At 65.0% G+C, this 18,552-nt stretch carries 13 protein-coding genes, 1 tRNA gene and 2 rRNA genes (1 of these 16 cut by a window edge); 6 read left to right on the plus strand and 10 right to left on the minus strand.

The window, feature by feature from the left end; genetic code table 11:
- Window positions 1–10: 10 nt before the first annotated feature.
- From ACZ5R1_RS20325 to ACZ5R1_RS20340, 4 genes are read right to left on the minus strand one after another with little or no spacing between them, the layout of a single operon-like run.
- Window positions 11–1,510 (minus strand): CoA-acylating methylmalonate-semialdehyde dehydrogenase, encoded by a 1,500-nt coding sequence (locus tag ACZ5R1_RS20325; RefSeq protein ID WP_288505260.1) that lies wholly within the window; start codon window positions 1,508–1,510, stop codon window positions 11–13.
- 52 nt (window positions 1,511–1,562) lie between these two features.
- Complete coding sequence (gene iolB / locus ACZ5R1_RS20330; RefSeq protein ID WP_027599137.1) at window positions 1,563–2,378, minus strand: 5-deoxy-glucuronate isomerase; 816 nt, start codon at window positions 2,376–2,378, stop codon at window positions 1,563–1,565.
- A gap of 11 nt (window positions 2,379–2,389) precedes the next feature.
- Window positions 2,390–3,289: a myo-inosose-2 dehydratase gene (iolE, locus tag ACZ5R1_RS20335; protein ID WP_115946642.1), complete on the minus strand. Its 900-nt coding sequence runs from the start codon at window positions 3,287–3,289 to the stop codon at window positions 2,390–2,392.
- Window positions 3,290–3,314: 25 nt separating this feature from the next.
- Window positions 3,315–5,252, minus strand: a complete 1,938-nt coding sequence (locus ACZ5R1_RS20340; protein ID WP_115946641.1) for a bifunctional 5-dehydro-2-deoxygluconokinase/5-dehydro-2-deoxyphosphogluconate aldolase — start codon at window positions 5,250–5,252, stop codon at window positions 3,315–3,317.
- 230 nt (window positions 5,253–5,482) lie between these two features.
- On the opposite strand from ACZ5R1_RS20340, the gene ACZ5R1_RS20345 reads away from it, so the two are divergent.
- Entirely contained in the window at window positions 5,483–6,397 is a 915-nt protein-coding gene (locus ACZ5R1_RS20345; protein ID WP_115946640.1) for a MurR/RpiR family transcriptional regulator, read from the plus strand.
- 132 nt (window positions 6,398–6,529) lie between these two features.
- A tRNA-Met gene (locus ACZ5R1_RS20350) sits at window positions 6,530–6,606 on the plus strand.
- Window positions 6,607–6,880: 274 nt separating this feature from the next.
- Here ACZ5R1_RS20350 and otsA read toward each other — a convergent pair.
- Window positions 6,881–8,332, minus strand: coding sequence for an alpha,alpha-trehalose-phosphate synthase (UDP-forming) (otsA, locus tag ACZ5R1_RS20355; RefSeq protein ID WP_115946639.1), 1,452 nt, complete (start codon window positions 8,330–8,332; stop codon window positions 6,881–6,883).
- Window position 8,333: 1 nt separating this feature from the next.
- Complete coding sequence (gene otsB, locus ACZ5R1_RS20360; protein WP_027599132.1) at window positions 8,334–9,092, minus strand: trehalose-phosphatase; 759 nt, start codon at window positions 9,090–9,092, stop codon at window positions 8,334–8,336.
- A 127-nt stretch (window positions 9,093–9,219) separates the two neighbouring features.
- Between otsB and ACZ5R1_RS20365 the strand changes: the two genes are divergently transcribed.
- Window positions 9,220–9,753 (plus strand): hypothetical protein, encoded by a 534-nt coding sequence (locus tag ACZ5R1_RS20365; protein ID WP_115946638.1) that lies wholly within the window; start codon window positions 9,220–9,222, stop codon window positions 9,751–9,753.
- Window positions 9,754–9,766: 13 nt separating this feature from the next.
- On the opposite strand, the gene rimI is transcribed toward ACZ5R1_RS20365, so the two are convergent.
- Together rimI and ACZ5R1_RS20375 are read right to left on the minus strand one after the other, a co-directional pair.
- Window positions 9,767–10,219 (minus strand): ribosomal protein S18-alanine N-acetyltransferase, encoded by a 453-nt coding sequence (gene rimI, locus ACZ5R1_RS20370; RefSeq protein ID WP_007161501.1) that lies wholly within the window; start codon window positions 10,217–10,219, stop codon window positions 9,767–9,769.
- The gene (locus ACZ5R1_RS20375) at window positions 10,216–11,046 is read right to left on the minus strand and encodes an energy transducer TonB (protein WP_115946637.1); all 831 of its coding nucleotides are present in this window, start codon (window positions 11,044–11,046) and stop codon (window positions 10,216–10,218) included. Before ACZ5R1_RS20375 ends, rimI begins: the two co-directional genes overlap by 4 nt.
- A 161-nt stretch (window positions 11,047–11,207) precedes the next feature.
- Here ACZ5R1_RS20375 and mksB point away from each other — a divergent pair, with 161 nt between their 5' ends.
- The 3 genes from mksB to mksF are packed head-to-tail and all read left to right on the plus strand — an operon-like array spanning window position 11,208 to window position 15,935.
- Window positions 11,208–12,470 carry an Mks condensin complex protein MksB gene (gene mksB / locus ACZ5R1_RS20380; RefSeq protein WP_074584024.1) on the plus strand — a complete coding sequence of 421 codons (1,263 nt, stop codon included), beginning with the start codon at window positions 11,208–11,210 and terminating at the stop codon, window positions 12,468–12,470.
- Window positions 12,460–13,137 (plus strand): Mks condensin complex protein MksE, encoded by a 678-nt coding sequence (gene mksE, locus ACZ5R1_RS20385; protein WP_044342924.1) that lies wholly within the window; start codon window positions 12,460–12,462, stop codon window positions 13,135–13,137. Before mksB ends, mksE begins: the two co-directional genes overlap by 11 nt.
- Window positions 13,134–15,935, plus strand: a complete 2,802-nt coding sequence (mksF, locus tag ACZ5R1_RS20390; protein WP_115946636.1) for an Mks condensin complex protein MksF — start codon at window positions 13,134–13,136, stop codon at window positions 15,933–15,935. The genes mksE and mksF overlap by 4 nt, the downstream gene beginning before the upstream one ends.
- A 483-nt stretch (window positions 15,936–16,418) precedes the next feature.
- Here the strand turns inward: mksF and rrf are convergent.
- Both rrf and ACZ5R1_RS20400 read right to left on the minus strand, forming a co-directional pair.
- Window positions 16,419–16,534, minus strand: a 5S ribosomal RNA gene (gene rrf / locus ACZ5R1_RS20395).
- 160 nt (window positions 16,535–16,694) lie between these two features.
- Window positions 16,695–18,552, minus strand: a 23S ribosomal RNA gene (locus ACZ5R1_RS20400) (it continues 1,035 nt past the right edge of the window).

An 18,552-nucleotide genomic window follows, 5' to 3' on the forward strand; every position in this document is an offset into this window, starting at 1 on the left:
TTCTCCCCGGTCACTTGGCGGTGGGCATGCTGAATTCGGCGCCCTTGGCGATGCTGTCGGGCCAGCGCTGCATCACGCTCTTGTAGCGGGTGTAGAAGCGCAGGCCTTCTTCGCCATAGGCGTGGTGATCGCCGAACAGCGACCTCTTCCAGCCACCGAAGGAATGCCAGGCCATGGGCACCGGGATGGGCACGTTGATGCCGACCATGCCCACCTTGATGGTGCGGGCGAAGGCGCGGGCGATGCCGCCGTCTCTGGTGAAGCAGGAGACGCCGTTGCCGAATTCGTGGGCGTTGATCAGCGCCACCGCACTGGCGAAATCCGGAACCCGCACGATGCCCAGCACCGGGCCGAAGATCTCTTCCTTGTAGATGGTCATCTCCGGGGTCACGCCGTCGAACAGGGTGGCGCCAACGAAGAAGCCATTCTCGGCGCCGGGCACCTTGAAGTTACGGCCATCGACCAGCAGCCTGGCGCCCTCCTCCACCCCCTTGGTGATGTAGCCCTCGACCTTGGCCTTGTGCTGACCGGTCACCAGCGGGCCCATGTCGGCATCGGCTTCCACGCCGTTGCGTACCCGCAGGGCGTCGATGCGCGGCAGCAGTTTTTCGATCAGGGCATCGCCCACCTCGCCCACCGCCACGGCGATGGAGATGGCCATGCAGCGCTCGCCGGCCGAACCGAAACCGGCACCGATCAGGGCGTCGGCGGCCTGGTCCAGGTCGGCGTCTGGCATCACGATCATGTGGTTCTTGGCGCCGCCGAGGGCCTGGACGCGCTTGCCACGACGGGTACCTTCCTGGTGGATGTATTCGGCGATGGGCGTGGAGCCGACGAAGGAGATGGCCTCCACGTCCGGGTGCTGCAGGAGGGCGTCCACCGCCACCTTGTCACCCTGGACCACGTTGAACACGCCATCCGGCAGCCCCGCCTGCTTGAGCAGCTCGGCGAGCAACAGGCTGGCGGAAGGATCGCGTTCGGAAGGCTTGAGGATGAAGGTGTTGCCGGTGGCCAGCGCCATGGGAATCATCCACAGCGGCACCATCACCGGGAAATTGAAGGGGGTAATGCCGGCGCACACGCCCAGCGGCTGGCGCAGGTTCCAGTTGTCGATGCCGCCGCCGATGTTGTCGCTGTAGCTGGTCTTGGCCAGGTGCGGCGCGGCGCAGGCGAATTCCACCACCTCGATGCCGCGGGTCACCTCGCCCATGGCGTCGGACAGCACCTTGCCGTGCTCGCGGGTGATCAGTGCCGCCAGTTCCCTGTGGTGCTGGTCGAGCAGCTCCTTGAAGCGGAACAGGATGCGCGCCCGCCGCAGCGCCGATTGCTCGGACCACTCGGGAAAGGCCGCCTTGGCGGCGGCGACGGCCTGGTCCACGGTCTGCACCGTGGCCTGGGCGACCCGCGCCTTGACCACGCCCTCGGCCGGGTTGAAGACGTCGCTGAAACGCTCGGCCTGGGTCGAGACCGCGCCGTTGATGTAGTGCCCGATGACGGGGGTGTCGCTCATGTTCTGGCTCCTGGTGGCCTGGGGGTCGCCGCTGCGGCGCGTGCGAAAGGGATTAGCGCGTCAGCAGCCACTCGTGCTGCGGATCGTTGTGGAATTTCCAGACCCGCTTGGGGCCGGCCATCACGTTGAGGTAATAGGACTCGTAGCCATAGGGCACGCTGACCGGGTGATAGCCGCGCGGCACCAGCACCACGTCGTGGTCCTCCACCGCCATGGCCTGGTCCAGATCGCGCTCGTCGGTGTAGACGCGCTGGAAGACGAAGCCCTGTCCCGGATCGATGCGGTGGTAGTAGGACTCCTCCAGCAGACTCTCCGCCGGCAGGTTGTCGCGGTCATGGCGATGGGGCGGATAGCTGGAGGAATGCCCGGACGGGGTGCGCACCTCCACCACCAGCAGCGAATGGGCCGCCGCCGTGTCCGGCAGGATGTCGCAGACATAACGGGTATTGGCGCCCTTGCCGCGGGTGGATCGCTGCATGCTCGCCGGCTCGATCAGCCGCGGCGGCAGCCGGTCTGCCACCACCGGATTGCCCGGCGAGGTGCAGACGGCGATTTCGGCGATGCTGTCGGCGGTCACCCGCGCCTCGCTACCGGGCGGCAGGTAGGCAGCATAGGGCGAGACGTCCTCGAAGACGCTCTGGCGCCCGGCCAGCCCGCGCCAGGCGAAGTCGCCCAGTTGCGGATGCCCGCCTTCGATACTGGCGCCGCCGCTGAGCAGCACGATGCAGACCTCCAGGTCACCCGCCAGCACCGGCAGGGACTCGCCCGCTTGCAGGCGATGGGCGGCGAAGCCGACATAATCCAGGGCACCGGCCGGGACACTGACGATGTCGCGGGCGCTCCGGTCGGCTTTGACGAGCAGATTCATCACAGGTCTCCTCAGGCAGTGGCCTGCGCCACCAGCTGGCGCAGATGGTCGTAGCCCTTCTTGGCGTATTCGTAGGCCGGCGCCACGGCCGGGTCCTGCTCGGCTTCCACCACCAGCCAGCCCTGGTAGCCGGCGGCCACTAGCACCTTGAGCAGCGCCGAGAAGTCGATGTCGCCATCCCCCGGCACGGTGAAGGTGCCGTTGAGGATGCAATCCGGAAAGCTCCACTGGTTGTTGCGCGCCAGCTGCACCACGGCCTTGCGCACGTCCTTGAAGTGCACATGGCAGACCCGGTCGATATGTTGCTGCAGCACGCTCAGGGGATCGCCACCGCCCATGTAGCAGTGACCGGCATCGAACAGCAGGCCGACGTCCGGGGAGGTCAACGCCATCAGCCGGGCGATGTCCTCGGGCGCTTCCACATAGGCGCCCATGTGGTGGTGATAGGCCAGGCGCAAGCCCTGGCTCAGGGTGAAGGCGGCCAGCCGATCGAGCTTCTCGGCATAGGCCTGCCACGCGGCGTCGCTGTGGAAGCGCGGCCGCTCGATCAGGGGAATCCGCTGGCCCTGGATGGAGCCGGCCACCTCGCCATAGACGAGCACCCTGGCGCCGTTCTCGGCCAGCAGCCGGCAATGGGGACGGATCGCCTCGATCTCGGCCTCGACGTCACGGTGTGCCAGACCGCTGGAATACCAGCCGGATACCAGCTCCAGGTCATGCTCGCCGAGCACCTCGCCCAGCGCCTTCGGCTCGCTGGGAAACTTGCCGCCCAGCTCGAAGCCCTGGAAGCCGATTTCCTTGCCCTCGCACAGGATGGTTTCCAGCGGGGTGTCGCCGCCCAGGGCCGGCAGGTCGTCGTTGGCCCAGGAGATGGGGTTGATGCCGATCTTGAGTTGTTGTTGTGCGGTCATGTCAGCCTTGCTCGTCAGGAGGCGATCAGGCGCGGGCGTCGCGCCAGGCCTGGATCAGGAATTCGAAGTTGCTGCGGATCTGCGCGATCAGCGCGCGGTCGTCGATCTCGCCGGCCAGCCAGGCCCGACTCGGCTGGGCGAAGATGGTCCGGCCCACGGCGAAACCCTGGCAGCGCTGGCTGGCACTGGCCTGCCGAAAGCCTTCGGCCAGCTCCTCGGCCGGGGCGTTGAGGCCCAGCAGCACCACGCCCTGGCAATGGGGATCGCGCTCGGCGATCAACTGGTCGAGTTGCCTCCAGACGGCGGCCGGCTGCGCCTCGATCTTCCACCACTCGGGATAGATGCCCAGGTTGTACAGCCGCTTGATGGCGCGATAGAGAACGTCCGGCCGGCTGGACGCATGGTTCTTCGGCGGGATGACCTCCAGCAGGAGCTCATGACCGCTGGCCTGGGCCGCCTGGTACAGCCCCTTCAGCTGGGCCTCCTGCTCCAGGCGCAGCAGCGGCTCGTCATCGGGGTGGAATTGCACCAGGCACTTGATGATCTGCTCGTTCGGCCAGCTCAGCAGGGTGCTGCCCACCGAGCGACCATGCTCGAAGGCCAGGGGTCGCGAATTCTGCAGCTCCACCGGCCGGGCGATCCACCAGCCACGGCCGCTGGCGGCATTCAGGGCGTCCTGGCCGAAGCGCTCGTCGGCCAGCAGCCCGACGTCCGCCGCCACGCCTTGATCCGCCAGCGCCTGCTCGACCTCGGCGATGGCCTGGACGAACAGTTGCTTGAGCGCCGGAATCCGCGCCGGATCGGCGCCGACCTGCTGGGCGCTTTCCACCAGCTGGTAGCGGTGATCGAAGGCGAAGATGAACAGCTGTTGCCAGGCGCGGCGACGGACGCTGACCCGGTGCAGGCGGGTGAGCACGGGATCGAGGTCGGGCCGGGTGATGGGCACCGGGCTGTGGTGGAGGTAGTCCAGTTCGGCCAGGGTCGGCATGGCCGGGGCGCAGCCATGGCGCGACACCACCAGCCCGCCGCAGGCATTGGCCAGCCGGCAGCATTCGGCATCGTCGCCACCGGTCAGCCAGCCGCGCAGGAAGCCGGACATGAAGGCATCGCCCGCGCCCAGCACATTGAGTACCTCGACGCGGATGCCGCGATGGATCTCGCCTTCCTCGAGACGCGCCGGAATGGCACCGTGGAGCACCGTGCAGCCCTGGGCGCCGAGCTTGACCACCAGAGTCGCCGCGGTCACCTCGCGCACCCGGCGCAGGGCGGTGAGCAGGTCTTCGCTGCCCCCGGCGATCTGGAATTCCTCCTCGGTGCCCACCACCAGGTCGAAGCGCGGCAGGATGCGCTGCACATGGGCGCTGACCTCGGCACTGGCGATGAAACGGGTCTCGCCATCGGCCTTGCCGGTCAGCCCCCAGAGCACCGGGCGGTAATCGATGTCCAGCACCCGCTTCACGCCATTGCGCTCGGCATAGTCCAGGGCCCGGCTGCTGGCCTGGAACACCCCCTCGGTGGAGAAGTGGGTACCGGTGATCAACAGCGCCTTGGCGCTGGCGATGAAGGCCTCGTCGATGTCGTCCGCGCCCAGCGCCATGTCGGCGCAATTCTCGCGATAGAACACCAGGGGAAAGGTCTCGCGGTCCTTGATGCCCAACAGCACCAGGGCGGTGAGGCGCTCGCGATCCACCTGGATGCCGCGGATGTCGCAGCCTTCCTGCGCCAGCGTCCGGGTCAGGAAGCGGCCCATATGGTCGTCGCCGACCCGGGTCAGCATCGCCGACTTCAACCCCAGGCGCGCGGTGCCGAAGGCGATGTTGGCGGAGGATCCCCCCAGGTACTTGGCGAAGCTGCTGACGTCTTCCAGCGGCGCCCCGATCTGCTGCGCATAGAGGTCGACGCCCAGTCGCCCCAGGCAGATGACATCCAACTGGCGCCCGCTGGCGAAGAAATGATCACCCATGGGTGGCTCCTGCTTATTGTTATCGGCCAACCGCGCGGACCCGAGGGGCCGAACGTGTGAGTGAGCTCAGGCTAGAACGACGCCGCGGACAAATCAACAAATTTTCCACATGGGATTTTATGGAATTTAATTTCCATAACTGGCGTACACTGCTCCTGCCGCCCCACTTCGACGCCGCCCGGCGAATGGGTTAAGTTGCCGGCACAAGAATCCCTACCGTGAGATAGCCCATGTCCTCCGACTCCCCGGCCGACGACCCCCTCAGCAGCGTGCCGCTGGCCGATCCGCCCGGCAACGTCGAGCAGTTGCTGGCCTGCATCGCCCGTGACTACGAGGCCCTGCCGCGCCAGCTGAAACGGGTGGCCGCCTATGTCAGCCAGCAGAGCGACAGGGTCATGGTGGATCGCATCAGCGACATCGCCGGGCAGTGCGAGGTGCACCCCTCGGCCATCGTGCGCTTCTCCCAGCGCTTCGGCTTCAAGGGCTTCAGCGAGATGCAGGCGCTGTTTCGCGAGGCCTACACCCACAAGACCACGCCGGTACAGAACTACCAGCAGCGCATCCGCAGCATGATCGCGAACAAGAGCCAGCGCGCCAGCAGCGGCGATCTGGCCCGCGAATGCATCAACGCCACCCGCTCGGGTCTGGATCGACTGGCCGAGGAACTGGACGACGCCGCCTTCGACAAGGCCGTCGACCTGCTGGTGAACGCCGAGAACATCTATGTGGTGGGGGTGCGCCGCTCCTTCGCCGTGGCCGACTACCTGGTCTACAACCTGCAGCACACCAACAAGCGCATCCACCTCATCACCGGCCTGGGCGGCGGCTATCGCGAGCAGATGCGCAGCATCGCCCAGGGCGACCTGCTGATCGCCATCAGCTTCAGCCCCTATGGCAAGGAAAGTCAGCAGTGCGTGCGCATCGCCCAGCACCACAAGGCCAAGACGCTGATGATCACCGACAGCAACCTCTCGCCCCTGGCCAAGCGCGCCGATTCGCTGCTGCTGGTCAACGAGGGCAGCGCCTTCGCCTTCCGCTCCCTGAGCGCCACCCTCTGCCTGTGCCAGGCGCTGTTCCTGGCCCTGGGCTATCGCCTGGAGCTGAAGATGGACGAGATCCAGCTGCCGCTGGACGAGGACGACTAGCCGGGAGCGGCCGCACGCAGCAGCCGGCCAGGCCCCGACAGCGCCGCGCAAACGCTTGATCGACAAACAGAAATTTCTTGAGCAGAAGGCTTGACAGCCACCGGCGCCTTGCCAATAATGCGCGCCTCGGATGGCTACGTAGCTCAGCTGGTTAGAGCATAGCATTCATAATGCTGGGGTCCGGGGTTCAAGTCCCTGCGTAGCCACCACCTATTTTCAAGGGTCAGCGTAAGCTGGCCCTTTTTTATTGCCCACGAAAAAGTCCACCGTGGCACCGCTTCTAGTCCCCTCTCCCCTTGGGAGAGGGTCAGGGTGAGGGAACGCCCTGCCTCCACGGATAATTCCCCCAAGCCACATCTGGCACCGCTCTTCGTCCCCTCTCCCCCCGGGAGAGGGCTAGGGTGAGGGCCCCCTTCACGCCAACCTCAGCCCCGCCCATGAAAAAGCCCGGCCTAGGCCGGGCTCGATCACCGCGCAAGCAGCTTACAGCGCGACCTTCTGCTTGCTCTCCACCTCTTCCACAGCCGCTGCGTCCTGGGTGTCGATGGACTGCACCAGCGCCTTGGAGCTGAAGGCCCGCAGGTCGCGCAGGAAGTTGTCGCGCCAGGAGGCCAGGTCGGCCTGGCGGATCACCCGCATCATGTCCTCATAGCGCGACTTGCGCTCTTCCAGCGGCATGCGCAGCGCCCGGTCCAGCGCCTCGGCCATGCCGACATGGTCATAGGGATTCACGATCAGCGCGGAGTTGAGTTCGCGCGCCGCTCCGGCGAAGCGCGACAGCACCAGCACGCCCGGATTTTCCGGGTCCTGGGCCGCCACGTACTCCTTGGCCACCAGGTTCATGCCATCGCGCAGCGGCGTCACCAGACCCACGTCGGAGGAGCGGAACAGCCCCATCACCGTGCGCCGGTCATAGCTCTTGTTCAGGTAGCGGATCGGCGTCCAGTCCAGCTCGGAGAAATGCCCGTTGATATGGCCGGCATGGCTCTCCAGCTGACGGCGGATGTTCTGATAGGAGACCACGTCCGCCCGCGACGAGGGCGCGATCTGCACGAACTGCACCGCCCGGTGATGCTCGGGGAAATGCACCAGCAGCTTCTCGAACGCCTGGAAGCGCTCCACCAGCCCCTTCGAGTAGTCGAGTCGGTCGACGCTGACAATGGTCTTGTAGGGCACGCCCTCGATGCTGCGCGAGATGAACTGGCGCCGCGTGCGATAGGACTCGGCCTGCTTCTGGATGACGTCCGGCATCACGCCGATGGGATAGACGCCCACCCGGAAGTTATGCCCGTAGGCGGTCAGGCTGCCGTCCTTCTCCAGCACGCCGCGTACCTCGCGGGTGATGTAGTCCTGGAAGGCCAGCTGGTCGGTGTCGGTCTGGAAGCCGATCAGGTCATAGAAGCACAGGGTCTTGAGCAATTCGTTGTGCGGCGGGATCGCGGTGAGGATCTCCGGCGCCGGAAAGGGAATGTGCAGGAAAAAGCCGATGCGGTTGCGGATGCCCAGCATGCGGCAGGCTTCGGCGAAGGGAATCAGGTGATAGTCGTGCACCCAGATGATGTCATCGGGCTTGAGCAGGGGCTTCAGGCGTTCGGCCATGGCCATGTTGACGCGCCGATAGCCGTCGTACTCTTCACGGTTGTAGCGCGCCAGATCGATCCGGTAGTGGAAGATCGGCCAGAGGGTGGCGTTGGAGAAACCGCGGTAGTAGTGGTCGTAGTCGCGCTTGGTCAGGCCAAAGGTCACATAGTCGATGTTGTCCTTGGTCTGGGTCTTGGCCGGCCCGTTTTCCTTGACCGTCTCGCCGTTCCAGCCGAACCAGATGCCGCCCGACTTGCGCAGGGCGTCCAGTACGCCCACTGCCAGACCACCCGCGGTCGCCTTGCCTTCTTCGATCGGGGCCACCCGATTCGATACCACCACTAAACGGCTCATCCTAATCTCCTTGCTTATAATGTGGCGCGAGGTCACGGCTCAGCTGCTGCAGCCAGAGGGCTACCGCTTCCACCGAAGGCAGGCGGGTCTTGGCGACCGTCTCCCCCTCTCCTACCTTGACGGTCAGACCGCCTCGCGCATTGACGACAGTGAACCCCTCTTCATCGGTACGATCGTCGCCGAGAAACACCGGCAGGCAGCCGGCAAAGGGTTCCAGTTCGAGAAAACGAGCGATGGCCTCGCCCTTGCTCGCCGCAGCGGGCTTGAGTTCGAAAACGCACTTGCCCGGTTGCAACTTGAATTCGGGATGGTCGGCGGCGATGCCTTCGGCCAGTTCGCGCACCAGGGCTTCCTTGTCCGGCGCCTGGCGATAGTGCAGGGCGAAGGCCACGCTCTTGCGCTCCAGCAGCAGGTCCGGATGGTCGGCCAGGGCCGCTTCCAGGCGGGCGCCGACCTGCGCCAGCACCGCGGCGTCCAGGGTCACCCGATGGATCTCGCCTTGGGGATCGCGCCATTCGGCACCATGTACGCCAGCCGCCGGCAGTTGCAGCGGCCTGGTGAATCCGTCGATCTCCGCCAGCGGTCGCCCGGAGACCACGGCGACGCCATGGTGGCGCGCCAGCTGCTCGAGCGCAGCGAGAGTTTCGGCGGGAATGAAAACCTGTTCCGGACGTGGCTGCAGTTCTGCCAGGGTGCCATCCAGATCGAAGAAGAAGGCCAGCGGCTGGCCCGATGAGGTGAGGCTGTCGAGGTCGATCATGGAAGGTACGACTGCCGGGTCACCGTATGGTTCGTTCACACCTTCCGGCAGTGCCGAGGAATTCCCCTTGCCGGCTCGTAGTCGGATTTAGGGAGATGCTCTAGCAGCCCTGCCTTTGGAGACAACCATGAACAAGCCCGATATCACCAAGACCCCCGAAGAGATCGACGACATCCAGGACCGCATGGGCGACATGCGCGAACTCGACTTCAGCGATCGCAAGGACGAGCGTCAGGGCCGTGCCGGCGACGAGATGGATGAACGCGACTACGAAGGCCAGTTTCCCGAAGAGCGCGTGCGCCAGGCCGGCATGACCGGTGGCGAGACCCTGGATCATCAACCGACCATGGACGACGCCAGTCCGGAGACCTTGCTGGACGAGACGGGTGCCCGCTCGCCAACCGACTACGGCGATGCCTGGCCCAACGACAAGGAGCTGAGCGTGGTCGAGGACAGCGACATCGGCGGCGGCTCCGGCCAGGATGAAGCCGAACTCGGTCGCAGTCATCCCCTGGACGGCCAGGCCTGGGACGGCGAAGCCGACGAACCCAACGAAGCCGAGACCCAGAGAGACGCCCGCTACGCCGATCTGGATGCGAACGAAGAAGACCTCGCCGGGGACACCGGTCTGGACCTGGACGAAAAGCGCGCCGATCACTGAGGCCGCTGAAGGCCTAGTCGAGCAGCGTACAGGCCATCACCAGCGCATCTTCCCGGCCGCCGACCGCGGGATAATAGTCCCGCCGGCGGCCGATCTCGTTGAAGCCATAGCGTTCATACAACCGGTAGGCCGCCTGGTTGCTGGCGCGCACCTCCAGAAAGCACTCGTTGGCCTTGGCCTTGCGTGCTTCCTGCAGCAGGTGTTCCAGCAGCCGCAGACCGAGACCACGCCCCTGGCTTTCCGGCTTGATGGTGATGTTGAGCAGATGGGCCTCATCGAGGATGACGTTGATCACCCCGTGCCCCACCTGCTGCTCGCCGGCCGTCATAACCCAGCAGTCGTAGGATTTCAGCGCATCGCTGAAGATGCCGCGGGTCCAGGGATGGCTGAAGGCCTGATATTCGATCTTCAATACCGTGTTCAGATCGGCTTCGGTCATCCGCCGAAAGCTCACCGCATCGTTCATTGCTGTTCCATCCAGCGGCGCCGCAACGGGCGCATGGCTTGCCAGAGCGCGGCCTTGGCGGCCGGCTCTTCCATCAAGATATCCAGTCCCGGCACCAGCCAGGCCGGTCCCAGGGCGGTGTCCTGCTCCACCCCCGTGAGCTGCGCATCCTCGATGCCACTGCAGCGCCGCGCGGCGCCGCCGATCAGCCAGAGGCCCAGGCCTTCGCCCAGGCGCTCCTGGTGCCCCGAGACGAAGCTCTGCACGAATTCGGCCGCCGCCGCCGGGCCCTGGTCGAGTTGGCCGCTGTTGAGCAGCGGCCAGCGAATGGGTTCTTCACTGACGATCCGCGGCGTATCCGGCAGGCCGGCAGCGCGCAGCAGATCCCGCAGCAGCAGATAGGCGGGATCGCGCGAACCCAGGGTGTCGCCGGTGGGCAACTCCAGCAGCAGCAGGCAACGCCCGGCCTGGAGCAGCTGCAGGGCAAAGCGCGGCGCCGGCTCCCGCGGTGGCAGCGGCGCCCGCTCCGGTTCCGGCTCGGCCATCGGAGTAGCAACGGGCTTCAGCGCCGCGGGTCGCGGGATCTCGATACGCGGCCGATGCGCCGCCGGTGCCTCGACTGCCGCAGCGACCGGCACGGCCTTGGCCACCGGCTCCGGGCGGACCACCCGGGCGGCGACGGGCGCCTCTTCCGGCTCCTCGACCCACAGGGCTTCCGGCCGCGAAGGCGCGGCGAAGGGCAACACCGTGCGCGGCACCCAGACATCCAGCTGCAACGCCTGCAGATAGGCGCGACGACGCGCCTCGGCGGCAAGCGAGGGGCTGATGGAGGGGGCGGGGTCGGACATGGGCGGATCCTTCGGACACGCGGCAGGATTATGCGGGGCGGCATTGTCGCGCGGATCGCCGCGGATCGAAAGGCCGCCCTGCCCATCGGTCCCACCGCGGTCACATCGAAGGCTCTGGCGTCTGGAGTACAATGGCGCTTTTGTCTGGTGCGGTCCCCGCCATGATCGACCCCAAACGCGTCCTGCGTACCCTCGCCGAACACTGGCACCTCATCGACCCGCTGTGCGCCCACTTCGACAGCGGCACCCTGGGCCTGGCCGAGTTGCGTGCCCGCCTGGCCGAACAGCTGCCCGAGCGCACGCCGGCCGACCTCACCGCCCTGCTCGACACCTGGATCCGTCTGGACATCCTGGTGCCGGTGGCCAAGAGCCCCAATCGCTTCGAACTCAATGGCCAGATCCACGATTTCCTCGGCTATCTCAGGCGCGAACACCGGCTGGGCCTGTGCCTGGAGATCGAGGCCTACCTGCGCCACCTGGAGCGCCTCGCCGGCCACATCCGCGAAGCCTTCGACAACCGCGACGGCCCCGACCTCGTTCGCCAGCTGCGCCTGCTGGACATGCGCGTGCGCGACGTCCTCAAGAAGCTGGCCAACGATGGCCACGCCCTGGAAGGCGTCGCCGAGCGCGCCAAGACCAGTGATCGCCAGATCCCCCTACGGCAGCGCTATGCCGAGGTGCTGGCCACCTGGGACGAATACGTCGAGCCGATGATCCAGTTGGTCGCTGCCGACGGCGCCTTCGAGCGCGGCGTGCATCGCGTCGAACAGGTACTGCTGCACCTGCTGGGCGAACAGCAGCGCCTCGGCCAGCTGGTCGACGACGACCTGCTGCTGCGCACCCAGGCGCGCATCCTGGAGATGCACAACGCTGCCCAGCTGGCGCTCAGACGTGCCCGCGAATTGCTGCTGCCGCTGCGCGAGGAAGCGCGTCGGCACAATGCCGTGACCCGCGGCGCCGCCCTGGCCCTGGCCACCATCCGCCGCAAGGGCCTCGACGCCGTGCCCCAGGCCGCCCTGCCCCTGTTCAGCCGGCCGCAGAGCGTCTTTCTCGGCACCACCGCCCAGGTGGAAAGCTATGTCTACGCCCTGGCGCGCTTCGAGCCCAAACCGGCGCGCTTTCCCAGCCAGAGCAGTCGCCCGCGGGACAGCGAACGCCCGGCCGCGCCCCGTACCGCCCGCGAGATGCTCGATCTCTGCCAGGACGCCCTGCCGCTGCCGGATCTCATGGCCTGGCTGCTGGAACAGGAGCCGGCCGGCGACACCGACGAGTTGCTCTACTGGTTCTCGCGCCTGTCCCGCGATGCGCGCTTCCAGCGCCAGCGCCTGGACCGCCGCCACTACGACACCCTCGAACACCGCGTCAGCCTGTGCTCCTACGCCCTGACAGCCCGATCTCTCGCGAGCGACGCCCATGCAACTTGATCTCAACGAAATGACCCAGCTCGCGCCCATCTTTCGCGAGCTGTTCAAGGGCTATCACCTGTCCCGCAGCGAGCCCGAGAGCTACGCCCAGCTCAGCCAGCAGCAGGACCAGTACCGCGCCCTGTTCCGCGCCCTCGGCTTCGAACTGGTCTGCGATCCGCGCGGCTTCTACTACTTCGTGCCCGAGCAGATGGGCGCCCAGGTCAACAAGACCGCCCAGCGCCTGGCGCTGTTCACCTTCATCCTGGTCGAGCACCTGGCCGACCAGGGCCGCGACCCCCTGGCCGTGCTCGACGGCGGCACCCTGGGCCGGCACGAATTGCCGGCGCTGCTGGACAAGTACCGCGACCTCTTCCTGCAGGCCGAGGTCACCACCCAAGAGGAGCTGGAGGAAAAGATCCTGCGCCGCCTGACCCAGCTCGGCTTCGCCCTGGACAGCAACGGTACCTACCGCTTCCTGCCGCCCATGCACCGCTTCCTCGATGTCTGCCTGACCGTGCAGCAGGATCGCGACCTGGCCGCAGGCCTGCATGCCAGCGACCTGCCGCTGCCGGCACCGACCCTCGCCAGCGACGAAGACGGCAGCGAGCAGGAAGACGCCGACGAGGATGACGAAGAGGCCGCCCTGGCCCGCGCCATCGCCGCAGAACGGGAGTTCGACCTATGATCCGCTACGGCATCAGCCGCTTCGCCCTGCTCAACACCGCCGGCTACAGCCTCGGCCTCTTCCCGCTGGAACAGCCGCTGTCGGTCTACGGCGCCAACAACCTGGGCAAGAGCGCCTCGATCAACGCCCTGCAATTCCCCATCCTGGCGCGGCTCTCCGACATGAGCTTTGGCAAGTACAGCAACGAGCAGTCGCGCAAGTTCTACTTCGCCACCGACACCAGCTACATCCTCATCGAACTGCGCCTGGCCCACGGCCCCCACGTCATCGGCGTGGCCGGTCGCGGCCCGGGGGGCGGCTTCGGCCACCAGTTCTTCGCCTATGCCGGCGAACTGGACCTGGCCCACTACCAGCGCGACGGCGCCTGCCTGCGCCAGCGCGAACTCTTCGCCAGTCTGGAGCGCGCCGGCCTCAAGGCCTATGAAGTCAAACCCGAGGAATTGCGTCGCCTGCTGGTTGGCGGCCATACCAGCGTCCCGCTGGACCTGACCCTGATCCCGCTGCGATCCACCAGCGAACAGAGCCTCAAGACCTTCCGCGCCCTGTTCATCAACCTGCTGCACATGCGCGAGATCACCGCGGCCAAGCTCAAGCAGCTGTTTCTCGATGCCTTCGAGCACAGCCTGAGATCCGGCAGCGTCGACTACATCGCCGCCTGCGAGGAAGCCTTCCGCGACGTGCGTCGCATGGAGCAGGACTACCAGTCGCTGGTCGCCGCCGGCCCGCTGGTCGAAGCCCTGGCCAATGGCGTCGAGCAACGCGACCGCCTGAGGGGCAAGCTGCATCGCCTCTCGCCGCTGCTCGACAGTCTGCTCGGCACCTGGCAGCACTACGCCCTGGACCGCCGTGACGAACTCCTGGCCCAGACCGAACACTACCGCCAGGAACAGGACGGTCTGCAGCAGAGCCAGCGCGACGGCACTAGCGAACTGATGCGCCGCGAGCGCGAGATCAGCGGCCTGCAGCGCTGGCTCGCCGAGCTGGCCCAGCTCAAGCACCGCTTTGCCCTGGTGGACTCCACCGCGCCCCTGGAAGCCCAGTTGCTGGCCGCCAAGGACGCCCACGACGAACTGGCCGGCGCCCTGTCCCAGGCCCGCCAGTTCAGCAGCGAAGACCTCGACCAGCGCGTCCGCGAACTGGAGCAGCGCCTCAAGGCTATTCGCCAGCAACTTGACCACGCCGACAACAACAGCTACGCCCGCCTGCGCGAGGAATTTAGCCAGGCCGACGTCGACCGCCTGATGCGGCTGTTCAATGGCCAGCTGTTCAGCCTGCCACTCGGCCCCAAGGGCGTCGAACTGAGCGAAGACGGCAACTGGGTAAAGACCTTCGAAAGCATCCTGGCGCGCTTCCAGGGCGATCGCCTCGAATTGCCGGGCCTGTCCCTCGACCTGTCGGGCATTGAGCCACCCACCCTGCAGGCCCTCGCCGATCGCGCCGCCCTGCGTGACCAGAAGGACCGCCTGGAGCGCGAACTCAAGCAGCTCAAGGCGCAGCAGGGTGTCAGTCTCGACCGCCAGGCCAGCAAGGCCCAGGCCGAAGCCCTCTACCAACAGGTCCTGGATGCCCAGAAGGCCCTGGAAGACTTCCGTCGCTGCCAGACCCTCGGTGCCGAGGAAAACGAGAAGCTCGAACAGCTGGCCCAGCTGGAAGCCGCCCAGGACGAACTGAGACGCGCCGGCGACGCCTTCACCGAGCGCGTCCAGCAACTCTCCGCCAAGCTGCAGCTGATCGGTCGCCAGCTGGCCGACCTGGAAGCCAAGGACCGCACCCTGGCCGACGCCCTGCGCCGCCGCCAGCTGCTGCCCACCGACCTGCCCCAGGGCACGCCCTTCATGGAGGCGGTCGACGATTCTCTGGAAAACCTGCTGCCGCTGCTCAACGACTACCAGGACACCTGGCAGGCCCTGCAGCGCGCCGACACCCAGATCGAGGCGCTCTATGCCCAGGTCCGCCTCAAGGGCGTCGCCAAGTTCGACAACGAGGAAGATCCCGAGCGCCGCCTGCAGCTGCTGGTCAACGCCTACGCCCATCGCCAGGACGAAGCCCTGACCCTGGCCAAGGCCCGCCGCGCCGCCGTCACCGACATCGCCCGGACCCTGAGAAACATCCGTAGCGACTACGACAACCTCGAACACCAGCTGCAGCTGTTCAATCGCGAGATCAATCGCAAGCAGGTCTCCAATCTGGAGAGCTTCCGCATCGTCCTGGCGCCGAACAAGGAGGCGCTCAAGCACATCGACCAGATCATCCACAGCGCCGGTCAGTATGAGGAAGGCGAAACCCTGTCGGTCTTCGATCTCACCCAGGACAGCAGCCAGGACCAGAAGAACGAGGACGCCAAGGAATACCTGGCACGCCTGGTGGCCGCCAACGGCAACCAACTCGGCCTCAAGGACCTCTTCGAGCTGGCCTTCGAGATCACCAAGCAGGGCGGCCAGCCGATCCTGCACACCGACATCGACGGCGCCGCCTCCAACGGCACCACCATGACCATCAAGGCGCTCACCAACATGTACCTGTTGCTGCACCTGATGGACCGGGAGCAGGCCGCCAAGATCCGCCTGCCCTACTACCTAGACGAAGCCGCCGACATCGACGAACGCAACCAGCAGGCGCTGATCGAGACCAGCCAGCAACTGGGCTTCGTGCCCATCCTGGCAAGCGTCAAACCCCAGGTCAGCGCCCAGGTCGCCATCGACCTCGAAGGCGGCAGCGGCCCCGGCGGCATCTACATCGACGAAGCCGACTGGAAATACATCGCCAAACGCGACCTGGCCCTGCCCGAACCTGCGTGAGCCCCTGCCAGAACGCAAAAAGCCCGGCATCTGCCGGGCTTTTTCTTGCTCTTGTAACGCTGCGATAGGTTGGGTTGAGCGCAGCGACGCCCAACATCCAGCTGATCGCGGCCATGGGCCGCTCCTACAGCATGCGGCCGCTCCTACAGCATGCCTCCTTGTAGGAGCGGCCGCATCGGCGGACCGCCATGGCCACAATAGCCGGGCGCAGCCGGGCTGTTGTGGCTCTTGTGCTCTTTGCAGAATGCCAGCAGCGCCCGTCTAGCAGGCCCTACTCCAAACTCTTTACCACTCCGCTCCTGGTCCCCTCTCCCCCCGGGAGAGGGCTAGGGTGAGGGCAACCTCAGCTACGTAGCGTCAGGTGTCCGCTGGCCGATCATCTGCTCCCAGCGCCTAGGCGCCCTGAGGCCCGACCAAACTTTTCCCGCCCCAAAGACAACACCCCCGCCAGTGTGAACTGAGCGGGGGTGCTGGGTGTTAGGCGCTTGACGATGACCTACTCTCACATGGGGAAGCCCCACACTACCATCGGCGATGCATCGTTTCACTTCTGAGTTCGGGAAGGGATCAGGTGGTTCCAATGCTCTATGTTCGTCAAGCAATTCGGTTGGCTGGCCAGGTGATGGAGCTGCCTGGCTGGCCCAATTGGGTCTGTGATCGAAGTAGACGTGTCGTCTTGGGGTCTTGCGAACCCACGCGCCCGTTTTCGGCGTCGTCTTCCTCACGCTCTGACACGCGGTCAGATTGTTTGGGTGTTATATGGTCAAGCCTCACGGGCAATTAGTATCGGTTAGCTCAACGCCTCACAGCGCTTACACACCCGACCTATCAACGTCGTAGTCTTCGACGGCCCTTCAGGAAGCTCAAGGCTCCAGTGAGATCTCATCTTGAGGCAAGTTTCCCGCTTAGATGCTTTCAGCGGTTATCTCTTCCGAACATAGCTACCCGGCAATGCCACTGGCGTGACAACCGGAACACCAGAGGTTCGTCCACTCCGGTCCTCTCGTACTAGGAGCAGCCCCTCTCAAATCTCAAACGTCCACGGCAGATAGGGACCGAACTGTCTCACGACGTTCTAAACCCAGCTCGCGTACCACTTTAAATGGCGAACAGCCATACCCTTGGGACCGGCTTCAGCCCCAGGATGTGATGAGCCGACATCGAGGTGCCAAACACCGCCGTCGATATGAACTCTTGGGCGGTATCAGCCTGTTATCCCCGGAGTACCTTTTATCCGTTGAGCGATGGCCCTTCCATACAGAACCACCGGATCACTAAGACCTACTTTCGTACCTGCTCGACGTGTCTGTCTCGCAGTCAAGCGCGCTTTTGCCTTTATACTCTGCGACCGATTTCCGACCGGTCTGAGCGCACCTTCGTACTCCTCCGTTACTCTTTAGGAGGAGACCGCCCCAGTCAAACTGCCCACCATACACTGTCCTCGATCCGGATAACGGACCAGAGTTAGAACCTCAAGGTTGCCAGGGTGGTATTTCAAGGATGGCTCCACGCAGACTGGCGTCCACGCTTCAAAGCCTCCCACCTATCCTACACAAGCAAGCTCAAAGTCCAGTGCAAAGCTACAGTAAAGGTTCACGGGGTCTTTCCGTCTAGCCGCGGATACACTGCATCTTCACAGCGATTTCAATTTCACTGAGTCTCGGGTGGAGACAGCGCCGCCATCGTTACGCCATTCGTGCAGGTCGGAACTTACCCGACAAGGAATTTCGCTACCTTAGGACCGTTATAGTTACGGCCGCCGTTTACCGGGGCTTCGATCAAGAGCTTCGCTTGCGCTAACCCCATCAATTAACCTTCCGGCACCGGGCAGGCGTCACACCCTATACGTCCACTTTCGTGTTTGCAGAGTGCTGTGTTTTTAATAAACAGTCGCAGCGGCCTGGTATCTTCGACCGGCATGAGCTTACGGGGTAAACCCTTCACCCTCACCGGCGCACCTTCTCCCGAAGTTACGGTGCCATTTTGCCTAGTTCCTTCACCCGAGTTCTCTCAAGCGCCTTGGTATTCTCTACCCGACCACCTGTGTCGGTTTGGGGTACGGTTCCTAGTTACCTGAAGCTTAGAGGCTTTTCCTGGAAGCATGGCATCAACCACTTCTCCTTCTAAAAGAAGGATCGTCATCAGCTCTCGGCCTAGACCGTCCGGATTTACCTAAACGATCAGCCTACCACCTTAAACTTGGACAACCAACGCCAAGCTGGCCTAGCCTTCTCCGTCCCCCCATCGCAGTAACTAGAAGTACGGGAATATTAACCCGTTTCCCATCGACTACGCCTTTCAGCCTCGCCTTAGGGACCGACTCACCCTGCGTCGATTAACGTTGCGCAGGAACCCTTGGTCTTTCGGCGTGCGAGTTTTTCACTCGCATTGTCGTTACTCATGTCAGCATTCGCACTTCTGATACCTCCAGCAAGCTTCTCAACTCACCTTCACAGGCTTACAGAACGCTCCTCTACCGCATCACCAGAGGTGATACCCGTAGCTTCGGTGCCTGGTTTGAGCCCCGTTACATCTTCCGCGCAGGCCGACTCGACTAGTGAGCTATTACGCTTTCTTTAAAGGGTGGCTGCTTCTAAGCCAACCTCCTAGCTGTCTA

Source organism: Pseudomonas sp. Pso3 (assembly GCF_055393275.1).

Bases quoted from the DNA above. Each gene is read 5' to 3' on its own strand.
- ACZ5R1_RS20325 (WP_288505260.1), bottom strand. From the start codon at position 1,510: ATGAGCGACACCCCCGTCATCGGGCACTACATCAACGGCGCGGTCTCG.
- iolB (WP_027599137.1), bottom strand. From the start codon at position 2,378: ATGAATCTGCTCGTCAAAGCCGACCGGAGCGCCCGCGACATCGTCAGT.
- iolE (WP_115946642.1), bottom strand. From the start codon at position 3,289: ATGACCGCACAACAACAACTCAAGATCGGCATCAACCCCATCTCCTGG.
- ACZ5R1_RS20340 (WP_115946641.1), bottom strand. From the start codon at position 5,252: ATGGGTGATCATTTCTTCGCCAGCGGGCGCCAGTTGGATGTCATCTGC.
- ACZ5R1_RS20345 (WP_115946640.1), top strand. From the start codon at position 5,483: ATGTCCTCCGACTCCCCGGCCGACGACCCCCTCAGCAGCGTGCCGCTG.
- otsA (WP_115946639.1), bottom strand. From the start codon at position 8,332: ATGAGCCGTTTAGTGGTGGTATCGAATCGGGTGGCCCCGATCGAAGAA.
- otsB (WP_027599132.1), bottom strand. From the start codon at position 9,092: ATGATCGACCTCGACAGCCTCACCTCATCGGGCCAGCCGCTGGCCTTC.
- ACZ5R1_RS20365 (WP_115946638.1), top strand. From the start codon at position 9,220: ATGAACAAGCCCGATATCACCAAGACCCCCGAAGAGATCGACGACATC.
- rimI (WP_007161501.1), bottom strand. From the start codon at position 10,219: ATGAACGATGCGGTGAGCTTTCGGCGGATGACCGAAGCCGATCTGAAC.
- ACZ5R1_RS20375 (WP_115946637.1), bottom strand. From the start codon at position 11,046: ATGTCCGACCCCGCCCCCTCCATCAGCCCCTCGCTTGCCGCCGAGGCG.
- mksB (WP_074584024.1), top strand. From the start codon at position 11,208: ATGATCGACCCCAAACGCGTCCTGCGTACCCTCGCCGAACACTGGCAC.
- mksE (WP_044342924.1), top strand. From the start codon at position 12,460: ATGCAACTTGATCTCAACGAAATGACCCAGCTCGCGCCCATCTTTCGC.
- mksF (WP_115946636.1), top strand. From the start codon at position 13,134: ATGATCCGCTACGGCATCAGCCGCTTCGCCCTGCTCAACACCGCCGGC.